Origin of the sequence: Cyanobium sp. N5-Cardenillas, assembly GCF_024345515.1 — a bacterium.
Taxonomy (GTDB): domain Bacteria; phylum Cyanobacteriota; class Cyanobacteriia; order PCC-6307; family Cyanobiaceae; genus Cyanobium.
The window spans coordinates 1-17915 of record NZ_JAGQBG010000032.1 but is presented as its reverse complement, the minus strand read 5'-3'; the positions used below and the strand labels follow the sequence as shown (position 1 = coordinate 17915).

24 protein-coding genes and 1 pseudogene are annotated in these 17915 nt (G+C 70.3%); 9 read left to right on the top strand and 16 right to left on the bottom strand.

What is annotated here, in order from left to right:
- Positions 1-209 (top strand): hypothetical protein (locus KBZ04_RS04425; RefSeq protein ID WP_254990704.1); only part of this gene is annotated, 209 nt, incomplete at its 5' end.
- A 48-nt stretch (positions 210-257) separates the two neighbouring features.
- On the opposite strand, the gene KBZ04_RS04420 is transcribed toward KBZ04_RS04425, so the two are convergent.
- Genes KBZ04_RS04420 through KBZ04_RS04400 form a run of 5 tightly spaced genes read right to left on the bottom strand, consistent with a single transcriptional unit; the run spans position 258 to position 4119 of the window.
- Complete coding sequence (locus KBZ04_RS04420) at positions 258-503, bottom strand: GNAT family N-acetyltransferase (RefSeq protein ID WP_254990703.1); 246 nt, start codon at positions 501-503, stop codon at positions 258-260.
- A gap of 30 nt (positions 504-533) precedes the next feature.
- Complete coding sequence (locus KBZ04_RS04415; protein ID WP_254990702.1) at positions 534-1220, bottom strand: SAM-dependent methyltransferase; 687 nt, start codon at positions 1218-1220, stop codon at positions 534-536.
- Positions 1221-1235: 15 nt separating this feature from the next.
- Entirely contained in the window at positions 1236-1907 is a 672-nt protein-coding gene (locus KBZ04_RS04410; protein WP_254990700.1) for an ATP-binding cassette domain-containing protein, read from the bottom strand.
- Positions 1908-1921: 14 nt separating this feature from the next.
- Positions 1922-3070, bottom strand: coding sequence for an ABC transporter permease DevC (gene devC / locus KBZ04_RS04405; protein ID WP_254990699.1), 1149 nt, complete (start codon positions 3068-3070; stop codon positions 1922-1924).
- Positions 3067-4119, bottom strand: a complete 1053-nt coding sequence (locus KBZ04_RS04400) for an HlyD family efflux transporter periplasmic adaptor subunit (RefSeq protein WP_254990696.1) — start codon at positions 4117-4119, stop codon at positions 3067-3069. Before KBZ04_RS04400 ends, devC begins: the two co-directional genes overlap by 4 nt.
- A gap of 62 nt (positions 4120-4181) precedes the next feature.
- Here KBZ04_RS04400 and KBZ04_RS04395 point away from each other — a divergent pair, with 62 nt between their 5' ends.
- Positions 4182-4829, top strand: a complete 648-nt coding sequence (locus KBZ04_RS04395; RefSeq protein ID WP_254990695.1) for a TetR/AcrR family transcriptional regulator — start codon at positions 4182-4184, stop codon at positions 4827-4829.
- A gap of 25 nt (positions 4830-4854) precedes the next feature.
- Here KBZ04_RS04395 and KBZ04_RS04390 read toward each other — a convergent pair whose 3' ends face one another.
- From KBZ04_RS04390 to KBZ04_RS04365, 6 genes are all read right to left on the bottom strand, one after another.
- On the bottom strand, positions 4855-5247 hold the full coding sequence (locus KBZ04_RS04390; RefSeq protein ID WP_254990694.1) for a type II toxin-antitoxin system VapC family toxin: 393 nt from the start codon (positions 5245-5247) through the stop codon (positions 4855-4857).
- Positions 5247-5501, bottom strand: coding sequence for a type II toxin-antitoxin system Phd/YefM family antitoxin (locus KBZ04_RS04385; RefSeq protein WP_254990693.1), 255 nt, complete (start codon positions 5499-5501; stop codon positions 5247-5249). Before KBZ04_RS04385 ends, KBZ04_RS04390 begins: the two co-directional genes overlap by 1 nt.
- A 532-nt stretch (positions 5502-6033) precedes the next feature.
- Positions 6034-6246 (bottom strand): tautomerase family protein, encoded by a 213-nt coding sequence (locus KBZ04_RS04380; protein ID WP_254990705.1) that lies wholly within the window; start codon positions 6244-6246, stop codon positions 6034-6036.
- Between the two features lie 312 nt (positions 6247-6558).
- The gene (locus KBZ04_RS04375) at positions 6559-6996 is read right to left on the bottom strand and encodes a cyclic nucleotide-binding domain-containing protein (RefSeq protein WP_254990692.1); all 438 of its coding nucleotides are present in this window, start codon (positions 6994-6996) and stop codon (positions 6559-6561) included.
- 431 nt (positions 6997-7427) lie between these two features.
- Entirely contained in the window at positions 7428-8021 is a 594-nt protein-coding gene (dcd, locus tag KBZ04_RS04370) for a dCTP deaminase (RefSeq protein ID WP_254990689.1), read from the bottom strand.
- A gap of 4 nt (positions 8022-8025) precedes the next feature.
- Complete coding sequence (locus tag KBZ04_RS04365; RefSeq protein ID WP_254990688.1) at positions 8026-8613, bottom strand: cob(I)yrinic acid a,c-diamide adenosyltransferase; 588 nt, start codon at positions 8611-8613, stop codon at positions 8026-8028.
- Between the two features lie 163 nt (positions 8614-8776).
- Here KBZ04_RS04365 and rph point away from each other — a divergent pair, with 163 nt between their 5' ends.
- The 4 genes from rph to KBZ04_RS04345 all read left to right on the top strand — a co-directional run bounded on the left by rph (position 8777) and on the right by KBZ04_RS04345 (position 12112).
- Positions 8777-9553, top strand: coding sequence for a ribonuclease PH (rph, locus tag KBZ04_RS04360; RefSeq protein ID WP_254990687.1), 777 nt, complete (start codon positions 8777-8779; stop codon positions 9551-9553).
- Between the two features lie 142 nt (positions 9554-9695).
- Entirely contained in the window at positions 9696-10361 is a 666-nt protein-coding gene (gene ntcA / locus KBZ04_RS04355; RefSeq protein ID WP_409995933.1) for a global nitrogen regulator NtcA, read from the top strand.
- A gap of 75 nt (positions 10362-10436) precedes the next feature.
- Entirely contained in the window at positions 10437-11684 is a 1248-nt protein-coding gene (locus KBZ04_RS04350) for a DUF3084 domain-containing protein (RefSeq protein WP_254990685.1), read from the top strand.
- The gene (locus KBZ04_RS04345) at positions 11681-12112 is read left to right on the top strand and encodes a resolvase (RefSeq protein WP_254990684.1); all 432 of its coding nucleotides are present in this window, start codon (positions 11681-11683) and stop codon (positions 12110-12112) included. Before KBZ04_RS04350 ends, KBZ04_RS04345 begins: the two co-directional genes overlap by 4 nt.
- Here the strand turns inward: KBZ04_RS04345 and KBZ04_RS04340 are convergent.
- From KBZ04_RS04340 to psbH, 4 genes are read right to left on the bottom strand one after another with little or no spacing between them, the layout of a single operon-like run.
- Positions 12090-12347 (bottom strand): DUF3146 family protein, encoded by a 258-nt coding sequence (locus KBZ04_RS04340; protein WP_190611239.1) that lies wholly within the window; start codon positions 12345-12347, stop codon positions 12090-12092. The two genes, KBZ04_RS04345 and KBZ04_RS04340, sit on opposite strands and share 23 nt — an antisense overlap.
- A gap of 55 nt (positions 12348-12402) precedes the next feature.
- Entirely contained in the window at positions 12403-13062 is a 660-nt protein-coding gene (gene pth / locus KBZ04_RS04335; RefSeq protein WP_254990683.1) for an aminoacyl-tRNA hydrolase, read from the bottom strand.
- The gene (locus KBZ04_RS04330) at positions 13025-13342 is read right to left on the bottom strand and encodes a TatA/E family twin arginine-targeting protein translocase (protein WP_254990682.1); all 318 of its coding nucleotides are present in this window, start codon (positions 13340-13342) and stop codon (positions 13025-13027) included. Before KBZ04_RS04330 ends, pth begins: the two co-directional genes overlap by 38 nt.
- Before the next feature lie 19 nt (positions 13343-13361).
- A complete protein-coding gene (gene psbH / locus KBZ04_RS04325) occupies positions 13362-13562 on the bottom strand; it encodes a photosystem II reaction center phosphoprotein PsbH (protein ID WP_015109629.1) in 201 nt (66 codons plus the stop codon).
- 127 nt (positions 13563-13689) lie between these two features.
- Here psbH and psbN point away from each other — a divergent pair, with 127 nt between their 5' ends.
- The gene (psbN, locus tag KBZ04_RS04320) at positions 13690-13839 is read left to right on the top strand and encodes a photosystem II reaction center protein PsbN (RefSeq protein WP_015109630.1); all 150 of its coding nucleotides are present in this window, start codon (positions 13690-13692) and stop codon (positions 13837-13839) included.
- Here psbN and KBZ04_RS04315 read toward each other — a convergent pair.
- Positions 13827-16763 carry an alpha-mannosidase gene (locus tag KBZ04_RS04315; protein WP_254990681.1) on the bottom strand — a complete coding sequence of 979 codons (2937 nt, stop codon included), beginning with the start codon at positions 16761-16763 and terminating at the stop codon, positions 13827-13829. The two genes, psbN and KBZ04_RS04315, sit on opposite strands and share 13 nt — an antisense overlap.
- 161 nt (positions 16764-16924) lie before the next feature.
- Between KBZ04_RS04315 and KBZ04_RS04310 the strand changes: the two genes are divergently transcribed.
- Both KBZ04_RS04310 and KBZ04_RS04305 read left to right on the top strand, forming a co-directional pair.
- Positions 16925-17044, top strand: a complete 120-nt coding sequence (locus KBZ04_RS04310) for a photosystem II reaction center protein I (protein WP_015109632.1) — start codon at positions 16925-16927, stop codon at positions 17042-17044.
- 115 nt (positions 17045-17159) lie between these two features.
- Positions 17160-17915: pseudogene (locus KBZ04_RS04305) on the top strand (DUF3769 domain-containing protein); the annotation flags it as partial.

Here is a 17915-nt window from a genome sequence, read left to right as displayed (position 1 = left end):
CACCCACCACGCCCACCACGCCCGCCGCGAAACCGCCGGAAATCGTGCAGCTGCTGCTGGGCATCCGCCAGGTGAAGTTCGAGGGCGCCTGCCGGGTCAACTTCAACAAGGCCGGCAAGTATTTCAGCAAAACTTCCGCCTGCACTCCGGCCCAGGTGAGCCAGGCGGAGGACGCCATGCAGCGCTTCTTTCGGGAACAGGGCCTCTGAGGGGAGCCGGGGTGTTGTGATCACTGGCGACGGACTTGCCGTTCCTGATCAACGGGAAAGGCCATAGCGATAGACGCTGAAGACCTCATCGCGCTTCCAGCCGGCTGAGGTATAAAGCGACTGCGCGTCGGTGTTGGTAACGGCGGTGGCGAGCGAGAGCCGGATGGCGCCGGCCTCGCGGCCATGGCGCACGGCGGCCTCCAGCAGCCGGCGGGCCACCCCCGAGCGTCTGGCCTCTGGCATCACGAATTGATCGTTGAGGATGAAGATCGACGGGATCGGCTTGACGGACAACAACGGGGGGCAAGAAACAACGCGAGGCTCTCAGCCCTCCTCGCGCTGAATGCGCATCATTTCGCAGGCCCCCCGTTGGAACTCGTAGCCCACGCGTTCCAACGACACCTGGAATCCCGCCGCCCGCAGGATCTCCACCTGTCCGGCGAGATGGGGTGACACCGTCCCGCCCAACTCCAGCAAAGGAAACACCCTGACCTGTCGGGCCACGCGACAGAGCTCCAACAGCGAGGCCTGGTGAGACGCCGCGTCCAGCTGGCGGCTGTACAGGAACAACAGGTGGGAGCAGAGCGCCAGGTCGAAGGCTTGATCGGAGAACGGAAGCGCCGGCAGTTCGGCAGTCACGTACCGCCCCTCCAGCAGGCCGGCCGGAAAATCCTCGAGAAAGGCCTGCATCGCCGCCATGCGGACCTGACCAAGCTCCTCAACGGACGCGATGGTGTCCCAGACGAAGGCTGATGGATTCCGCCTGGTCTGCTCGATGACCTCCGTGTAGGTGGCGGCGATCCGGGAGGCGATCTCTTCCTTCGTGAAGGCGTAGATGGGGTCGCAGGAGATCACCGACAGGCCCCGCCTGGCGGCCTCCGCCTGGAAGCCGGCAGGGCCATCCCCGCAGCCCAGGATCCGCCCCGCCAGATCGCTGTCGGTCAGGGAGAACATGGCCACGTACTCCTCGAAGGAACGGCCCCAGGGGACGATCTGCTCCAGCGTGAACATCGTCCTTTGCCCCCTTCAGCAGAGCCGGCCATCCTCCAACGAGAGGGTGCGGTCGGCGATGTCGAGGATGCGGCTGTCGTGGGTCACCAGCAGGATCGTGCAGCCCTGCTCCCGCGCCAGCCGCTGCATCAGCAGCACCACCTCGCGGCCGGAGTGGCTGTCGAGGGCGGCGGTGGGCTCATCGGCCAGCAGCAGCGGCGGCTCCCCCACCAGGGCCCGGGCCACTGCCACCCGTTGCTTCTGCCCGCCCGAGAGCTGGTCCGGCTTGACATCCAGGTGATCCCCCAGCCCCACGCTCTCGAGGATCCTCCGGGCGCGCCGATCCATCTCCCCGTCGCTGAGGGTGCCGCGCATCTCCAGCGCCATGCGCACGTTCTGGGCGGCGGTGAGGCTGCGGTGCAGGTTGTGGGCCTGGAAGATGTAGCCGTGCTCGCGGCGGGCCAGGGTGAGCTGCAGCGCCGTGGCCCCCACCAGCTCCCGCCCCAGCACCCGGAGCCGGCCCCCCTGGGCCGCCCGCAGCCCGCCGATCAGGGTCAGCAGGGTGGTCTTGCCGGAGCCGGAGGGGCCGGTGAGCAGCACGATCTCGCCGGCGGCCACCTGCAGCGCCACATCGAACAGCACCTGGCGCCGCACCAAGCCCCGCCCGAAGTGGTGGTTGAGCCCCTCGATCACGATCGCGCTGGTCATGGCGCCGGTCCCCATCAGAAGAGCTCGGCCGGATCGGCCGCCTGCAGCCGCCGGGTGGCGATCGCCCCCGAGGCCAGGCACATCACCAGCGTCAGCACGAACACCGTGGTCGCCCGCCCCAGGGTCATGGCGATCGGCAGGCTGGTGGCCTTCGCCGCCACCGCATACAGCCACACCGGCATCAGCACGCCGGGGATGAAGCCCAGCGCCGCCAGGATCAGGGCCTGTTCCACCACCACCAGCAGCAGGTAGCGCTGGCGGAAGCCCATCGCCTTGAAGGTGGCGTACTCCTGGAGGTGGGCGTTCACATCGGTGGAGAGCACCTGGTAGACGATCACCACCCCCACCACGAAGGCCATCGCCGTGCCCAGCCCGAAGATGAAGCCCACCGGGCTGGCCACCCGCCAGTAGTTCTCCTCGAACTGCACATAGTCGGCATGGCTGAGCACCTGCACATCGTCCGGCAGGTGGCGCCGCAGCGCCTGGACCACCGGCGCCACAGGTTCGCCCGGCGCCAGCGTGAGCAGCCCGACGCTGATGCTGCCGGCCTTCGCCCGGGGGAACATCCGCAGGAACGTCTGGTCGCTGGCCATCAGGGTGGCATCCGCCCCGAAGGAGGCTCCCAGCCGGAACAGGCCGCCCACGGCGATGGTGCGCCGCTCGATCTCGCTGGTCACCGGCTCGCCGCGATCGAGCCGGGCGATCACCTCGCCATAGCGGCCCCGGGCGCCCCGGTCGAACAGCACCGTGTCGGGCAGCTTGAGGCGATCGGCCTGGGCCTGCACCTCAGGAAGACGCAACACATCGGCATCCGGATCGAAACCCAGCACCTGCACCGTGGCGCTGCGCAACGTCTGGGGATTGCGCCAGTTCACCGTACGGATGTAGAGCCCCTGGGCGTCCACCACCCCGGGCACATCCAGGGCCTGCAGCAGCCGGCGGCGGGGGAAGGTGGAGAGGTTCTGGAGGTTCAGCGCCTTCGGACTGATCAGCACCACGTCGCCCCGGAAGGCGCGATCCAGGCGGGTGTTGCTGTCGTAGAGGGCCGCCTGGAAGCCCAGCTGCATGAACATCAGCAGATCGGCGAAGGCGATGCCGGCGATGGCCACCAGGAAGCGGCCGCGGTCGTGGCGGAGCTGCAGCCAGCCGAGCGGGGTTCTCATGGCCCAATCACCACCCGCACCTGCAGATTGGTGAACCGCGCCGCCCGCCGGCTGCTCTCCGGCGTGAGCGGGGCGCGCACCTCCACCACCCGGTTGTCGGTGTTGGAGCTCGGATCGGTGTTGATCAGGTTCTGGCGCAGCACGATCGCGCCGATCTGCTCCACCCGGCCCTGCAGCGGCTGGGTCAGGGCCGGGCTGGTGATCTGCACCGGCTGCCCGCGCCGCACCCGCGGCAGATCGCTTTCGTACACCTCCGCCACCGCCTGCATCCGGCCGGTCTGGCCCAGCTGCAGGATCCCCTCGGCCCCGGGGGCCTCGCCCGCCCGGGCGAACACCTGCAGCACGGTGCCGGCGATCGGCGCGCGGATCAGGTTGTCATCGCGGGCGGCGATGGCGCGCTGCAGGTTGGCCTGGGCCTGCTCCAGCACGCGCCGGGAGGCCTCCACATCCAGATCCACGCCGCCGGCGCCGGCGGTGCTGCGGGCCTGCTGCCGCGCCAGCAGCACCCGGGCCTCCTGCAGCGACGCCGTCACGGTGTCGAGGCTGAGGCGGCGGTTGTCGCGCTCTTCGGCCGAGACGGCCCCGCTGGAGAACAGGCTCTGGTAGCGGGAGGCCTCGGTGGCGGCCGTGCGCTGCTGGGCCTCCAGGGAGCGCACCTTGGCCCGCTGGCCGTCTTCCCCGCTGCCGGCGTCGGCGCGGGCGATCGCCAGCCGCGAACGGGCCAGGTTCACCTCGGCCCGGGCCGCCGCCACGGCGGCTTCCAGCTGGGGCTGGTTGTCGAGCAGGGCCAGCAGCTGGCCGGCCTGCACCGCATCGCCGCGGTCGACCAGCAGGGCCTGCAGGATGGGCTGGCCGGCGCCCGAGAGCGGCGCCGCGATCGTGCGCAGGGCGCTGACCGGCTCCAGCCGGCCCAGGGCGGTGACGGTGCGGATCGGCCGCTCGACCACAGGCGGCGGCGGCGTGGCGCGGCGCAACAGGCCGACGCCCAGGGCCAGCACCACGGCCCCGCCCACCGCCACCAGCCCCAGCTGCGTCCGCCGCCCCACCATCGCGCCCCTTCCAGTTGCAGTTACTATACGGTTCAGTTTAGTTTTTTTGAGCAGGACGCGCCATGCCCCCAGCCGATGCCGGTGGTGATGCCGCCGTCCCCAGCGCCCGCGAGCGGCGCAGCCAGCACAAGCGCCAGGCCGTTCTGGACGGCGCCCGGTGCGAGTTTCTGCAGCACGGCTATGCCGCCACTTCGATGGACCGCGTCGCGGCCGCGGCGGGCGTCTCGAAGGCCACCGTCTACGGCCATTTCGCCGACAAGCAGGCCCTGTTCCGCGCCCTCACCGAGGCGATGGTGGGCGAGCGCCTCAGCGAACTGTTCGGCGCCTCACCCCAGCAGGCCCTGCCGGCCGAGCCCGCCGCGGCCCTGCGGGAACTGGCCGCCCGCTGCCTCGAGTGCCGCCACAGCCAGCCCCAGTTCCTGGACTTCCTGCGCCTGGTCATCGCCGAGTCGGAGCGGTTCCCCGAACTGGCCAAGACCTTCCTGGCCCAGCTGGAGCACACCGGCGTGGGCCGGGTGACGGCGCTGTTCGAGGCCATCGCCGGCGCAGCGGAGGCGGAGCTGCGGGCGCGGCTGTTCATGGGCGCCCTGGTGCACCTGATCCTGATGCAGGACCTGCTGCATGGCCGTGAGGTGGCCCCGGTTGACCGGGAGGCCTACGCCGAGCTGCTGGTGCGATTGGTGAGCGCGCCGCCGGGGACTCCGGGCTGATCCGGGTGCTCTGGCGGCGGGTGCTTCAGGCGCGAGCGTCCTGCAGAGGGCAGCCATAGGCGGTGAACGCCGCGTCAGCGCTGAGCAGGGTGAGGGGGCCACTGATGGACTGGGCAACGAGGAGACGATCGAAGGGATCGCGGTGGTGCAGGGGCAGCTGGTCCAGTGCCAGCAGATGGGGAAGGCCGATGGGGAGGAACGCGAAGCCGGACTGCTCCGCCCAGGGGATGGCCTCGCCAGCTGACAGGGGCATGTCGCCGCGAGTGAGGGCGTGCTTGATGGCGATCTCCCAGAGCGACACATGGCTGAGAAACACCGCGCTGGCCTGGTTGGTGATCAGGTCCCGGCTGAGGGGCCCCAGCTTCGGGTCATCGGTGATGGCCCAGAGAAAGGTGTGGGTGTCGAGCAGCAGCCGCATCAGCCCTGCTCGAACAGATCGGCGATCAGGGGATTGGCAGCATCGATCGACTCGGGCGCCACGAACTGGCCGCGGGCGACGCCCAGCCGGCGGGGTCGTTCAGGCGGTTGCAGGCTGGTGAGCCGCGCCACGGGCCGGCCATTGCGAGCGATCACCACCTCGGCCTCGGCGCCGGTTTCGATCGCTTCCACCAAGCGGGAGAGGTGGGTCTTCGCCTCGAGCATGTTCACCACCCGGCTGGGACGGGACACCATGGCGGCGCAGGAATCAACCAGACCAGACTAGACCAGACAACTTGATCCGAAAGCTCAAGGCCCCCCACCGGCGCCGCCGCGATGCCATCGGCTCGCCGGTAGCCGCGGAGGATCGCGGCCTGCGCAAGACATTGGGGTGGGCCGTCGGAGCCAGATCCTTGAGGTGGGGCTTGTCGAAGGCGCCGGTGGCGAGGAACCGGATGGCGCCACAGAGGAAGCCGCCTTCGAAGGCCCTGGGTTTCATCGACCGGCGCGCAGGGGATGATTGGGGTGGCAGAGCCTGGGGCTCCGCTGCTGCCATCACGGCCCCAGTCACGATCTCGGACACCACCGAATCGACGATCCGAGGGGTGACGACCAGCATCCGGTCACTGGCGGTGATGCCTACGAACGACGTATCCAGCCCCTTCAACTGGGGCTCCCGGCTGGCCTGAAACCTTGCCTCCCAATCGGTGACCGCCCTCCGCGGGGCTGGCGGCCAGCGGACGGTCATCTTCGGTTGGTGATCAGCACGAGATCAGGTGTGGCAGGTCTATGGCTCATGGCTGGATGTCCCCACCTGCACCGCCTTCCAGTCGTCCGTGAGCATCCCAGAGAATCCCCAGTTCTCGTCGTCGATCTCCTGGCTCACGATTTTGGTGTACTCAGGCTTCTTGCCGAGCACACGAACGAGTGAGTCCGTGATGTCCTTGACGATCTCGGCCTTCTGCTGCCGCGATGCTCCTCGGCTGATCTGAACGTTCACGTAGGGCAAGGGTCTTTCTCCTGGAATGGGCGGTAGTTTGGCCTTCTGCCTCGTCAAGGCTCCTGCAGCTCGTATCGGTCTGCTGGCGGGTACGCATCAAGTCTGCGGCAGCAGCCAATGCAGGAAAATCCGGGCTGCGTTCTGGTACCTGCCCAGATCGCCATCACCTCACGTGGGCCACAGCCTTGGCCACGATCAGCCTGCCGAAACAACACCAGTCGGTGCCAGTTCGATGCCCGCCCACTCCAGCAGATCCCGTTCGCAGGGATGGGCGCGGCCATCGCTACACAATAACCATTGCCTGTAGGACGTTCAGAAGCTGAATCCGTAGGGAGCGGTAGTTACACGCAAGCGGTGGGCCAGCTCCTTGATGATCCCCTGCACGATTTCGGGGTGATCGGCCATCAGGCCCTGCAAAGTCAGCTGATCGATCTGATAGAGAGTGCTCGGATCGATCGCGCTCACCGAGGCTGAGCGGGGTCCCGGGTCGAGAGCGGCCAGCTCGCCCACCATCTCACCGTCCGAAAGTTCAACGATGGTCTGGTCGCCAATGTGGACCCGCACCAGGCCGGCAACGATCACGTACATCGAGGTGCCGGGATCTCCCTTGGCGAACAGCTGCTGGTTCGGCGCAAGCCGCACTTCTTCCACGGCTTCAGCCACAGCGGCCAACACGTTGTCGGGAGCGGAGGCGAAGATGCTGGCTCGCCTGAGCCGCTGAATCCTGTCCTGCGGGGCCGCACTGGTCATGGCACTCGGAGAAGGAGGTCTGACGGCGGTTCAGACCGAGAACAACGACTTGAAATTTAGCCTATCCACCAATCGTAGCAAGTTCGGCAAGCAGATCCATATCCTTTCTCCCATTCGACAGTCGTCGCGAATCGCCGAACCAAAGCAAACCAGCCTGTCAACGATGGACGTGCAGCAGAACTCAACCATGGCGTCTTTAAATTCTCCGGAACGCCAATCATGTTCAGCTCAAAATTGAATCCAGCCGAAACGAGTCGGGGGGCATGCAGTCTCACTGCATCGTTTCTCTGTGGGAGAAGCAACTCTTTATTGGACGGTTCCGATCATCACCCGCCTACCAGGCATCTTTGCCGGACTCGATAACCCCCCTGTTCGTTTCACGGCAGAAGCTCCATCCCTCTCCTGTCTGATCCATCACCCTCCGTCCTCCCTCACACCTTCGCCAGCGTCACACGCTCGGGCTGGTGCTGGTACTTGCCCTGACGGTCGTTGTAGGTGGTGGCGCAGGGGTCGCCTTCGAAGAACAGCAGCTGGCAGATGCCTTCGCTGGCGTAGATACGGCAGTCGGCGCCGGAGGAATTGCTGAACTCCAGGGTGAGGTGGCCTTCCCAGCCGGCTTCGGCGGGGGTGGTGTTGACGATGATGCCCAGCCGCGCGTAGGTGCTCTTGCCCAGGCAGATCACGGTGATGTTCGTCGGCACCCGCATCTTCTCCAGCGCCACCCCCAGCCCGTAGGAATGGGCCGGCAGGATGAAGTAATCGCCGTCGTCGTCGCTGTGCATCGGCGCCGGCTCCAGGTTCGCCGGGTTGAACCGCTTCGGGTTCATCACCGTGCCGGGCACATGGCGGAAGATCAGGAACTCCTTCGGCGACAGCCGCAGGTCGTACCCGTAGGACGAGCACCCGTAGCTCAGCACCGGGCCCGTGCGGGCCTCCGGATCCAGGTGGCGCACCAGCGTCGGCTGGAACGGCTCCAGCATCCCGCCGGCGGCCTGTTCGTTGATCCAGTGGTCGTTCTTGAGCATGGCGTCAGCCGCCGCGGCGCAACTGGGTGACCTGGTCGGCCATCGCCATCAGGCTGGCCGGCATCGAGGGGCCCGTCAGGATGACATCCAGATGGGCCGGCCGCTGTTCAAGCGCCTCGATCACCGCTGCGGCGCCCAGGTAGCCCAGGGCCACCGCCAGCCCCAGTTCATCGAGCACCAGCAGATCCAGATCGCCCTTCAGGAGCCGCTGCCGGCTCACCTCCCACACCTCCGCCACCGCCTCGAGCGCCGCCTCGGCCGTGGCCCCCTCCGGCCCTTGTGAGCCCGGTGGCCCATCGAGGCAATGGGGCGTGCCCGGCCGCAGCCACTGCAGCCGGCCGCACAGCCGCAGGCTGCCGGCCGGCCCCTGCTCCACGCCCCCCTTGAGGAACTGGCTCACCAGCACCCGGCTGCCCAGCCCGGCGCTGCGCAGGGCCTGGCTGAACACCGCCGCGAAGCTGCCCCGGAACGGCGCCGTATGGATCTGCAGCAGCCCCTCCGGCTGGGTCACCAGCCGCAGGGGGGCCGCCAGGGGTGGCACCAGCGCCACAGGGCGATGGGGGTGGGTGGTGTCAATGAGGCTGGCGGTCATGGACACCCAGGGAAGCGTTGGTGTAAAGGGTCCGGACGGCTAGCCCCAGCCCCTCACCTCCCGAATGTAGCGGCCCTCGCCGGCTCGGCACACCATCGGTAGTGGCTCGGAACAGACGTACCACTGGCGCCGCCTACGCTGCCCCTGCCCTGCCCCAGCCCGCGTGCCGAGTCCCAGTGACGTCCCCCGCAACGACGGCCGCGGCGCCGACGAGCTGCGTCCGGTGGGCCTGGAATGGGATCCGATGGGCTTCGCCCTCAGCTCGGTGCTCTTCGCCGCCGGCCGCACCCGCGTGCTCTGCAGCGTCTGCCTCGACCCGGAGGTGCCGCGCTGGCGGCGGGGCTCCGGCAGCGGCTGGCTCAGCGCCGAATACCGCCTGCTGCCGGCCTCCACCCCCAGCCGCCAGGGCCGCGAGCTGATGAAACTCTCCGGCCGCACCCAGGAGATCCAGCGGCTCATCGGCCGCAGCCTGCGGGCCTCCCTCGATCTGGCGGCCCTCGGCGAGCGCACCCTGCTGGTCGACTGCGACGTGCTCCAGGCCGATGCCGGCACCCGCACCGCCTCGATCACCGGCGCCTGGGTGGCCCTGGCCGCCGCCCTGGAGCGCCTGCAGCAGCTGGGGGTGCTGGAGGCCTCGCCGTTGCGCCAGCAGGTGTCGGCCGTGTCGGTGGGCCTGGTGGACGGCGTGGCCCTGCTGGATCTGGATTACTCCGAGGATTCCCGCGCCGAGGTCGACCTCAACGTGGTGATGGACCAGCAGGGGCGGCTGCTGGAGATCCAGGGCACCGCCGAGGGCGCCCCCTTCCCCCGCGCCCGCCTCGATGCCCTGCTGGATCTGGCCGAACCTGGCCTGCGGACCTTGCAGGAGGCCCAGCTCCAGGCCCTGGCTGTGGCGCCGGCCGGGCCCAGCGTGGCGCCGACCACACGCACGACCGGCTAAAGAGTGTCATTGGCTACATGGATCAGCCAGGTCGATCCATAGGTTCCTAACCATTCGCCACGCCTTAATGGTCGGCGCCACGCGTGGCTTCAGCCGCTACCCCAGCACCCCATCCAGCGGATCCCCCGGCTCCGTGACGCCCATGGGCGCCCCGGGTGCCACCACCGTCACCCTGCTGGAAGTCATCCGGGGCCTGGCCGGCAGCAGCGTTGAAACGATCGAGCGCGGCAAGACGATCTTCTTCCCCGGCGATCCCGCCGAGCGCGTCTACCTGCTGCGCCGCGGCGCCGTGCGCCTCTCGCGCGTCTACGAGTCCGGCGAGGAGATCACCGTGGCCCTGCTGCGGGAGAACAGCCTCTTCGGCGTGCTCTCCCTGCTCACCGGCCAGCGTTCCGACCGCTTCTATCACGCCATCGCCTTCACCCGGGTGGAGATGGTCACCGCCCCGGCCACCTCGGTGCGGCGCGCCATCGAGCAGGACGCCAGCGTTGGCCTGCTGTTACTGCAGGGCCTCTCCTCCCGCATCCTCCAGACCGAAACCATGATCGAGACCCTCACCCACCGGGACATGTCCTCCCGGCTGGTGAGCTTCCTGCTCGTGCTCTGCCGCGATTTCGGCGTTCCGGGCAGCGAGGGGATCACCATCGACCTGCGCCTCTCCCACCAGGCCATCGCCGAGGCGATCGGCTCCACCCGCGTCACCATCACCCGCCTGCTGGGGGATCTGCGCAACGACGGCCTGGTCCAGATCGACCGCAAGAAGATCACCGTCTTCGATCCGATCGCCCTGGCCAAGCGATTCAGCTGAACGGGCGGCCCCTGCCGGGTGCCAGGAGGCCACCGGCAGGGATACTTGGTGCACCGCGGAACCGAGGCGCAGAGGGTGTCGGGTTGGCTGCTGATCCTGGCCCTTCTGGTGCTCGGCGGAGTGCTCTCCACCCTGGGCGACCGGCTCGGCAGCCGCGTGGGCAAGGCGCGCCTCAGCCTGTTCAACCTGCGGCCCCGCAAGACGGCCGTGGTGATCACGGTGCTCACCGGCAGCCTGATCAGCGCCGTGTCGCTGGCCCTGATGCTGCTGGTGAGCGAACGTCTGCGGGTGGGGCTGTTCCAGCTCGACCAGATCGAGGACCGCTTGCGCGACAGCCGCAGCGCCCTGCAGCGCAACAAGGGTGAACTGCAGCGCACCCGGGGTGAGCTGGAACGCAGCCGCCTCGATCTGACCACCGCCGAACGCCGCCGTGACCAGGCCCTGGCCAGCCAGCGCCGGGCCCAGACCCAGCTGCTGGCCGCCGAACGTCGCGTCGACACCCTGCGCCGCGAGCTTCAGCCCCTGCAGGCCGAGCGCGTCCGGCTGGAGGCCGAGCGGGCCCGGCTCACCAGGGAGGTGCGCGGCCGGGACGCGGAGATCCGTCGCACCGAGACCGAACTGGCCAGCGTGCGCCAGCGCATCGCCGCCGGCGCCAAGGAACTCAAGGACCTCGAAACCAATGTCATCGCCCTGCGCCGCGGTGATGTGGTGATCGCCAGCGGCCAGCCCCTGGCCACCGCCAAGGTGCAGCTGCAGCGCCCCGACCAGGCCAGGCAGGTGATCGACGCCCTGCTGCAGGAGTCCAACCGGGCGGCCTTCCAGCTGCTGCTGCCCGGCCAGCCCCCCAACCGCCAGATCCTGCTGGTGCCCCGCAGCGACATCACCCGGCTCGAAACGCTGCTCGCCACCCCCGGCACCTGGGTGGTCAGCATCCGCTCGGCCGCCAACGTGCTGCGGGGCGAGGCCCAGGTGCTCGCCTTCCCCGACCTGCGCCCCAACCGCCAGGTGGTGCAGCAGGGGGAGGTGCTCTCCCGCACCGCCCTGGAGCCCGACGTGCGCGAGCTCGATGCCGTGCGCAGCCGCCTCAACCTGCTGCTGGCCGCCGCTTTCGCCAAGGTCCAGCGCCAGGGCACCCTGGCCAACGGGCTCCAGTTCGATGCCGCCAGCCTCAACACCCTCGCCCGCGAGCTCAGCGAGCGGCCCGCCGGTGTCACCGCCAACCTGGAAGCGTTGGCCAGCCAGAACGCCGACACCCCCGACCCGATCAGCGTGGAGCTGCGCTGGATCCGCAAGGACGCCCCCAGCGGACCGCTGCGGCCATGACGCTGGCGGCACCTGGCCCCCTGGCCGGCCTCGATCCCGGCCGCAGCAAATGCGGCCTGGTGCTCACCGATCCCGAGCGCCTGGAGATCCGCCAGGCCCTGGTGCTGCCCCCCGAAGCGGCCTGGCAGCGCCTGCAGGACTGGCATCACCACCAGGCCCTGGCGGCCGTGGTGATCGGTGACGGCACCGGCAGCGGCCCCTGGCGGCGGCGCCTGGAGCCGCTGTTGCCGGTGGAACTGGTGGATGAACGTGGCACCACCCTGGCGGCCCGGCAGCGCTACTGGGAGCTGTTCCCGGCCCGGGGCTGGCGCCAGCTGCTGCCACAGGGCCTGCGCCAACCCCCCCGCGACTTCGACGACGTGGTGGCCCAGCTGCTGCTGGAGCGCCAGCTGGGCAGGCCCCTGCTCAGAACGACGCCCGCACCGTGAAGACGTAGTCGCCGCCGGGTTCGAGCTGGTAGTCGGCCTTGAGCAGGAAGCGCAGCAGGGCGTCCTGGATCAGGGCGCGCCCCAGGGAGGGCTCCACCTGCAGTTCACCCCGGTCAAAGGCCCAGCGGAAGCGCCACTGGAAGCTGCCGGCGCTGATCTCCCCCTCCAGCAGGCAGGGGCTGAAGCTCTGGCGCAGCACCCGCAGCTGAGCGGTGGTGGCGGGTAGGCGACTCACTGGAAGCGGGGGGCTGCAGGGGGTGGCGGGGAGCCGCCTGGCTCGGATGATGCTCTCAGGATGGCGGCGGATCGGCGCGAAAACTGTTCAAACGGTTGGCCGCCTTCTCCAGCCCCAACCGCCGGATCAGGTCGATGCCCGCCTCCACCTCCTCAAGAACCGTGTCCAGAACGGGCCGATCGGCGGCGGAGAACTTGCCCAGCACATGCGACACCGTGCGGGCCCGGCGCTCCTCGGGCGTCTCGCCGGGGGCACCGATGCCGATGCGCAACCGGGCGAAGGACTCGCTGCCGAGGTGGGCGATCGTGCTGCGCAGGCCGTTGTGGCCGCCGGCCCCGCCCGAAGCCCGCACCCGCAGGCGCCCCAGCGGCAGGTCCATATCGTCCACCAGCACGAGCAGCTGGGCGGGCTCAAGCCGGAACCAGTCGAGGGCGGCGCGGATCGAGCGGCCGCTGTCGTTCATGAAGGTCTGGGGCATCAGCAGCCGCAGCCGCTTCTCCCCCTGGCCGGTCTCGGCCAGCAGTCCGTGCAGGCGGCCCTGGTTGCGGAAGCTGGCCCCACCGGCGCGGGCCAGCCGCTCCAGCACCATGAAGCCGACGTTGTGGCGGGTGTCGGCGTAGCGGGGGCCGGGATTGCCAAGGCCCACCAGCAATTGCAGATCCAACGGATGGCCGTCCTCAGCTGGCGGGGCCGTTGGAGGGTGCCGCGTTCTCATCGACCACTGTCGCCGTTGCGGATTCAGTGGTGGCCGGCGAGATGGCGGCGGGTTCGGCCGCCGGCGGCATGGTGGCGGGGGGACCAGAAATGTCGATGGGCTGGTCGGTGCCCACAGCCGTGCGGAACTCCTTCTCGAACTCCTGCGACGCCGACTGGAAGCCGCGCAGGGTGCGCCCCAGGGTCTTGCCGAGCTCGGGCAGGCGCTTGGGTCCGAAGACCAGCAGCCCGATGGCGGCGATGACCGCCATCTCGGGCAGACCGATGCCGAAGATGTTCATGGACAGGGGGCGAAAGGAATCAGCCGACGCCGTTCCAGTTGACGTTGATGCCCTCGAGCAGCAGGGACTTGTTGTACAGCTGCAGGATCACCAGCAGGAACACCAGGAAGAGCAGCATGAACACGCCCATCACGGGGGTGGTGCCCCAGCCGGGCACCACCTTGCCGTACTCGGAATTCAGGGGGCGCAGCAGGTTTCCCAGACGGGTGCGTTGGGCCATGGCAGCTAGGACCTCTCGGGCACGGGATCGCGTTGCTTACTGTAAGGGTCTTGCCGGCCGCACCGAGATGGGCTGTCGAGAGTTGTGACGGAAGCCCCGCGCCCCCTGCCCCGCCTGAGAGTCCCCCATGGATCCCGCCGCCAGCACCTCCCCCGCCCTCTCCGTGGCCCTCGCGGTGCTCGCCGTGCTCCTGGCCCTGACTGGGTTTGGCGTGTACACCGCCTTCGGCCCCCCGTCCAAGGGCCTCACCGATCCCTTCGACGATCACGACGACTGAGCCGCGGCCAACGTCTGCAGCTTCCAGTGCCCCAGTTGCCAGGGGGTGAGCTGCAGCGGGTCGCTTCCGTCGGGGGCGGCCAGCCCCTGGCCCAGGCCGTCACAGCGTTCCAGCACGGTCCAGTCGGGGCCGATCCAGAGGCGGCGCCGGCAGGGCCCCAGGTTCTGCACGCTGATCAGCGCCTTCCCCGCCCCCCCCTGGTCGCCTTCCGCCGGCAGCGGCCGAAGGGCCACCAACTGCAGATCCTCGCCAAGCGAAGGGAACAGCGTTTCGGCCGTCGCGGCTGAGCCCCCCGCCGTCGGCACCGGCCGGCACCACAGCGGTTCCCGCAGACGGGTGGCCTGCTGGGGCGCCGCGGCGGCCCGCCAGCCACCGGGGCAGGGCAGCAGGGCCAGCCGCTGCCGCTGCCAGCCGTTGTCGGCGCCGGGATCGGGCCAGGTGGGACCCCGCAGCAGCGACACCCCCAGGCACTCCGCCGTTGCCGACACCCCCTGCGGACCGTCGAGCAGCACCGCCAGGCCATCGCCGCGGCCCGGCCCCACCGAGGCCAGCCAGCTGATGGCGCTCACCTCCCAGCGGGCCCGCTCCCGGGCGGTGCGGGCCGTGGCCGGGCGCTCGATCACGCCGCCGGAGGTGTCGGCCGCCCAGCGGCAGGCCGGCGCGGCCAGAGGAATCTCCAGCCTCAGCAGCTCATGGCGTTGCTGCCACTGGGTGCTCAGCACCAGCTCCAGCCAGGGGCTGCCCGCCAGCAGGCGACCGTCGAGGCGCACCGGACTCTCGCCGCAGCGGCCGCGCCAGACGAAGCGGCCGCACAGCGGCCCCGTCTCCAGCCATTGCGGCGCCCCCTGCCAGCTCCAGTCCAGCGGGTGCTGGCGGTAGTCAGCCGCCAGGTCCCAGGCATCCCAGAATTCCCCCCGGTCACGCCAGCGGCACCAGGCCAGCGGCCACGCCAGCTGGGGCGTGCCGGCCCGGTCGAACAGCTGCTCCACCCCCGCAGGGCCGATCAGCGCCGCAACCAGACCGTTGCCCAGGCGCCAGTGGTCCGGCCCCCCGTCGGCCACCCGTTCCAGCCGCACCGGTGCCGCCACGGGCCAGGCCGCCCCGTTGCCGGTGCCCTGGCGCCGCAGGCGCCGCACCCCCACGCCGTCGATGCCGGGGATCTGCAGCCACTGGCCGCCGCCGGGGGCCGGCTGCCCGACCAGGCGCCGTTCGCCGTCCGTCCCTGACAGGCACCAGTCGCCCGCCGGCAGTCGCAGGGTGCGGGGCTGGGCCGGCAGTGGCTGGAGCTGCACGGCGCACCAGACATCACCAGCGCCGGCTGGCATCCCCCGGGCCAGGCCCCGGCGCAGAACCCGGTCGCGGCGGCGGGCGGCCCGGCGACGGGCGCCGCGCCACTCGGGTTCGGCCTGCTCGAACACCTCCGGAATCGAGGTGCCCGGCAGGATGTCGTGGAACTGCTGGAACAGCAGGCTGCGCCAATCGCCCTCGGCGGCCTCGGCCGGCTGAGCGAACAGCGCCGCAGCCAGATCCGCCTCCCGCAGCAGCCGCTCCAGGGTCCGGTTGTGGCGCTTCTGGTCCGGGCGGCTGGTGGCGCAGCCCCGGTGCAGCTCCAGGTAGAGCTCGTCGCGCCACACCGGCAGCTGGCCCGCCAGCGACTCCAGCGGCTCCAGGTAGGCCCGCAGGGTGCCGTGGCGCTGGCCGGCCGCCACCGCCTGCCCCTGCCAGAGCTCCAGCTGCTCCAGCATCTCGGCGGTGGGCCCGCCGCCATGGTCGCCGACCCCGGGCAGCCAGAGGGCGTCGGCACAGCCGCTGGCCTGTTGCCACTGCAGCCGGTAGCGCTCCATCGCCACCGGATCGCCAGTGGTGCCGATCGGTGCCGTCATCAGGGCCAGCACCTCGGCGCCACAACGGCTGCGCCAGCGGAACAGCCGGTGGGGGAAGGGATTGGTGGCGTTCCAGGCCAGTTTGTGGGTGCAGAACCAGCGCACCCCGGTGGCGGCCGCCACCGCCGGCAGACCGGCCGCGAAGCCGAAGCTGTCCGGCAACCAGGCCAGCCGGTGGCTCCACTCCGGGAAGGTGCGCCGGCTGTAGTGCTGGCCCTCCTGGAACTGGCGCAACAGCGAGGCGGTGGAGAGCAGCACGCAGTCGCTCTCCACCCACGGGCCGTTGATGGGTTCGAAGCGGCCCGCCGCCATGGCCCGGCGGACCCGGGCGAACAGGGCCGGCCGGTGGCGCTCCAGCCAGGCGTAGAGGGCCGGGGTGGAATGGCCGAAATGGAAAGATCCGAAGCGCTCCATCAGGTCGAGGGCCGAGGCGAAGGTGCGTTCCGCCGCCTGCCAGGTGTCGGCCACCGGCCACAGCCAGGCCAGGTCGAGGTGGGCGTGGCCCAGCACCTGCAGCCGCCCCTCCCCCGGGGCCTCCCCATGGCCATGCTCACGGCGCAGGTCATGCAGCTCAGCAGCGGTGACCGCCAGCAGGCCCAGGGGATCGGCGCGATCCAGCGGCTCGAGCTCGATCCGGCTGGTGATCAGGGCACCGTCGTCGTGGAGGGGGCTGCGCAGCCGCAGCTCCAGATCCAGGACCTCCCCCCGCCACCAGCGCTCGGGCAGGGGCCAGCGGCAGGCGGTGTCGAACAGATCACCGCTGTGGACCCGCTGCCCATCGACCCACAGCTCGGCCCGGTCGGCCCACCAGGACAGCACCAGCCGGGCCCGGGCGCCGGCCGCCAGGGGCCGCCAGGGCTCCGGGCAGGGACAGCGCAGGTGCAGCTGGCGCCACTGGCCGCCCCGCGGCCAGATGATCAGGCCCCGGGCCGCCCAGTCGGGGCGGTGGCGGCGTCCCCACACCTCGTCGAGGGCCGGACCGCTGCCGCCCCCGGGCTGGAGGCCCTGCCAGAGCGGTTGGAGATCCAGGGGCCGGGGCATGGGGAACGTGACCGAAACGTTTCAATCGGAGCGGGTGCCCCTGCCAAACGGCATCGGACAGGCTGGATGGTCAACCACCACCCATAAGATGATGCGGCTGCCGAGGGGTCATTGAGACCCGTACCGGCGCTCGTCACTCCCTGTCACCCGCCGGACAGACCATGCTCGCTCTCAAGATCTCGGTTTACTCCGTCGTCTTCTTCTTCATTGGGATCTTCGTCTTCGGCTTCCTGGCCAGCGATCCAACCCGCTCCCCCAGCCGCAAGGACCTGGAGGACTGAGGTCCTTTGCCTGCGGCGCCACGCGCCACCCGTCCGGACAACCGGACCGCTGCGGGGGTAGTCCCCGAACTCCCATGGCAGGATCGGCCGCGTCCTCGCCGCCCATCCGCTACCTGTGGTGCTCCATCCCCGCTCGGGACGTCGCCAGGCCCCTGAAGGCCTGACCCCTGGGATGGGCCTGTGGCTGGGCATCGGCGGCGTGCTGGCGTTGACGGCCGCACCGGCCCAGGCCCGGCAGGAACTCCCTTCCAGGCTTCAGGCCGCCCTGGCGCAGCTCGCCCCGGCGCCGGCGGTACCCGCGACGGCCAACCCCTTCGATGACGAGCCCCCGGGCGAGCCGCAGGGCCTGCCCCAACCCGAGCCACAGGCCGGGACCGAACCCCCAGGGGAACCCGCATCCCCCGTTCAGGCCCCGGCGCCCAGGCGGCGCCCCCTGGCGGTCACACCCCAACCCCCGGCGGAGCCCACCCCAGCCGACCCGGCGGCCGCCTCAGCTCCGGGGACAGGCCTCGACGCCGCCCCCGCCAGCGACGCGGTGCCCCTGGAGCTCGAGCTGACCGCCAACCAGCAGGGCTATGACAGCCAACTGCAGCGCTTCGTGGCCACAGGCAGCGTCATGGCCCGCCTCGCCGGTGGCCGCCTGCTGGCCGACAGGCTGGAGTTCGAGGCCAGCACCCGCACCCTCCTGGCGGTTGGCAACGTGCGCTTCCAGCGCGGCCAGCAGTATCTGCAGGGCAGCCGCCTCCGCTACGCCCTGCTCGAGGGTGTGGGGGAAATCGACGACGTCTATGGCGTCATCGACCTGGACAGCACCAAGGAGGACTTCGACCTCGAGCAGGCCGCCTCCACACCCCTGCCGCCTGCCGAGCCG

Coding starts and splice junctions, on each gene's coding strand:
- KBZ04_RS04390 (WP_254990694.1), bottom strand. CDS start 5,247: ATGCGGCTGCTGCTCGACACCCACACCTTTCTCTGGGCCATCACCGAT.
- psbH (WP_015109629.1), bottom strand. CDS start 13,562: ATGGCCCAACGCACCCGTCTGGGAAACCTGCTGCGCCCCCTGAATTCC.
- pth (WP_254990683.1), bottom strand. CDS start 13,062: ATGAGAACGCGGCACCCTCCAACGGCCCCGCCAGCTGAGGACGGCCAT.
- KBZ04_RS04410 (WP_254990700.1), bottom strand. CDS start 1,907: ATGACCAGCGCGATCGTGATCGAGGGGCTCAACCACCACTTCGGGCGG.
- KBZ04_RS04385 (WP_254990693.1), bottom strand. CDS start 5,501: ATGGTGTCCCGTCCCAGCCGGGTGGTGAACATGCTCGAGGCGAAGACC.
- KBZ04_RS04315 (WP_254990681.1), bottom strand. CDS start 16,763: ATGCCCCGGCCCCTGGATCTCCAACCGCTCTGGCAGGGCCTCCAGCCC.
- devC (WP_254990699.1), bottom strand. CDS start 3,070: ATGAGAACCCCGCTCGGCTGGCTGCAGCTCCGCCACGACCGCGGCCGC.
- KBZ04_RS04345 (WP_254990684.1), top strand. CDS start 11,681: ATGACGCTGGCGGCACCTGGCCCCCTGGCCGGCCTCGATCCCGGCCGC.
- KBZ04_RS04310 (WP_015109632.1), top strand. CDS start 16,925: ATGCTCGCTCTCAAGATCTCGGTTTACTCCGTCGTCTTCTTCTTCATT.
- ntcA (WP_409995933.1), top strand. CDS start 9,696: ATGGGCGCCCCGGGTGCCACCACCGTCACCCTGCTGGAAGTCATCCGG.
- KBZ04_RS04415 (WP_254990702.1), bottom strand. CDS start 1,220: ATGTTCACGCTGGAGCAGATCGTCCCCTGGGGCCGTTCCTTCGAGGAG.
- KBZ04_RS04330 (WP_254990682.1), bottom strand. CDS start 13,342: ATGAACATCTTCGGCATCGGTCTGCCCGAGATGGCGGTCATCGCCGCC.
- KBZ04_RS04395 (WP_254990695.1), top strand. CDS start 4,182: ATGCCCCCAGCCGATGCCGGTGGTGATGCCGCCGTCCCCAGCGCCCGC.
- dcd (WP_254990689.1), bottom strand. CDS start 8,021: ATGCTCAAGAACGACCACTGGATCAACGAACAGGCCGCCGGCGGGATG.
- KBZ04_RS04400 (WP_254990696.1), bottom strand. CDS start 4,119: ATGGTGGGGCGGCGGACGCAGCTGGGGCTGGTGGCGGTGGGCGGGGCC.
- KBZ04_RS04365 (WP_254990688.1), bottom strand. CDS start 8,613: ATGACCGCCAGCCTCATTGACACCACCCACCCCCATCGCCCTGTGGCG.
- KBZ04_RS04375 (WP_254990692.1), bottom strand. CDS start 6,996: ATGACCAGTGCGGCCCCGCAGGACAGGATTCAGCGGCTCAGGCGAGCC.
- psbN (WP_015109630.1), top strand. CDS start 13,690: ATGGATCCCGCCGCCAGCACCTCCCCCGCCCTCTCCGTGGCCCTCGCG.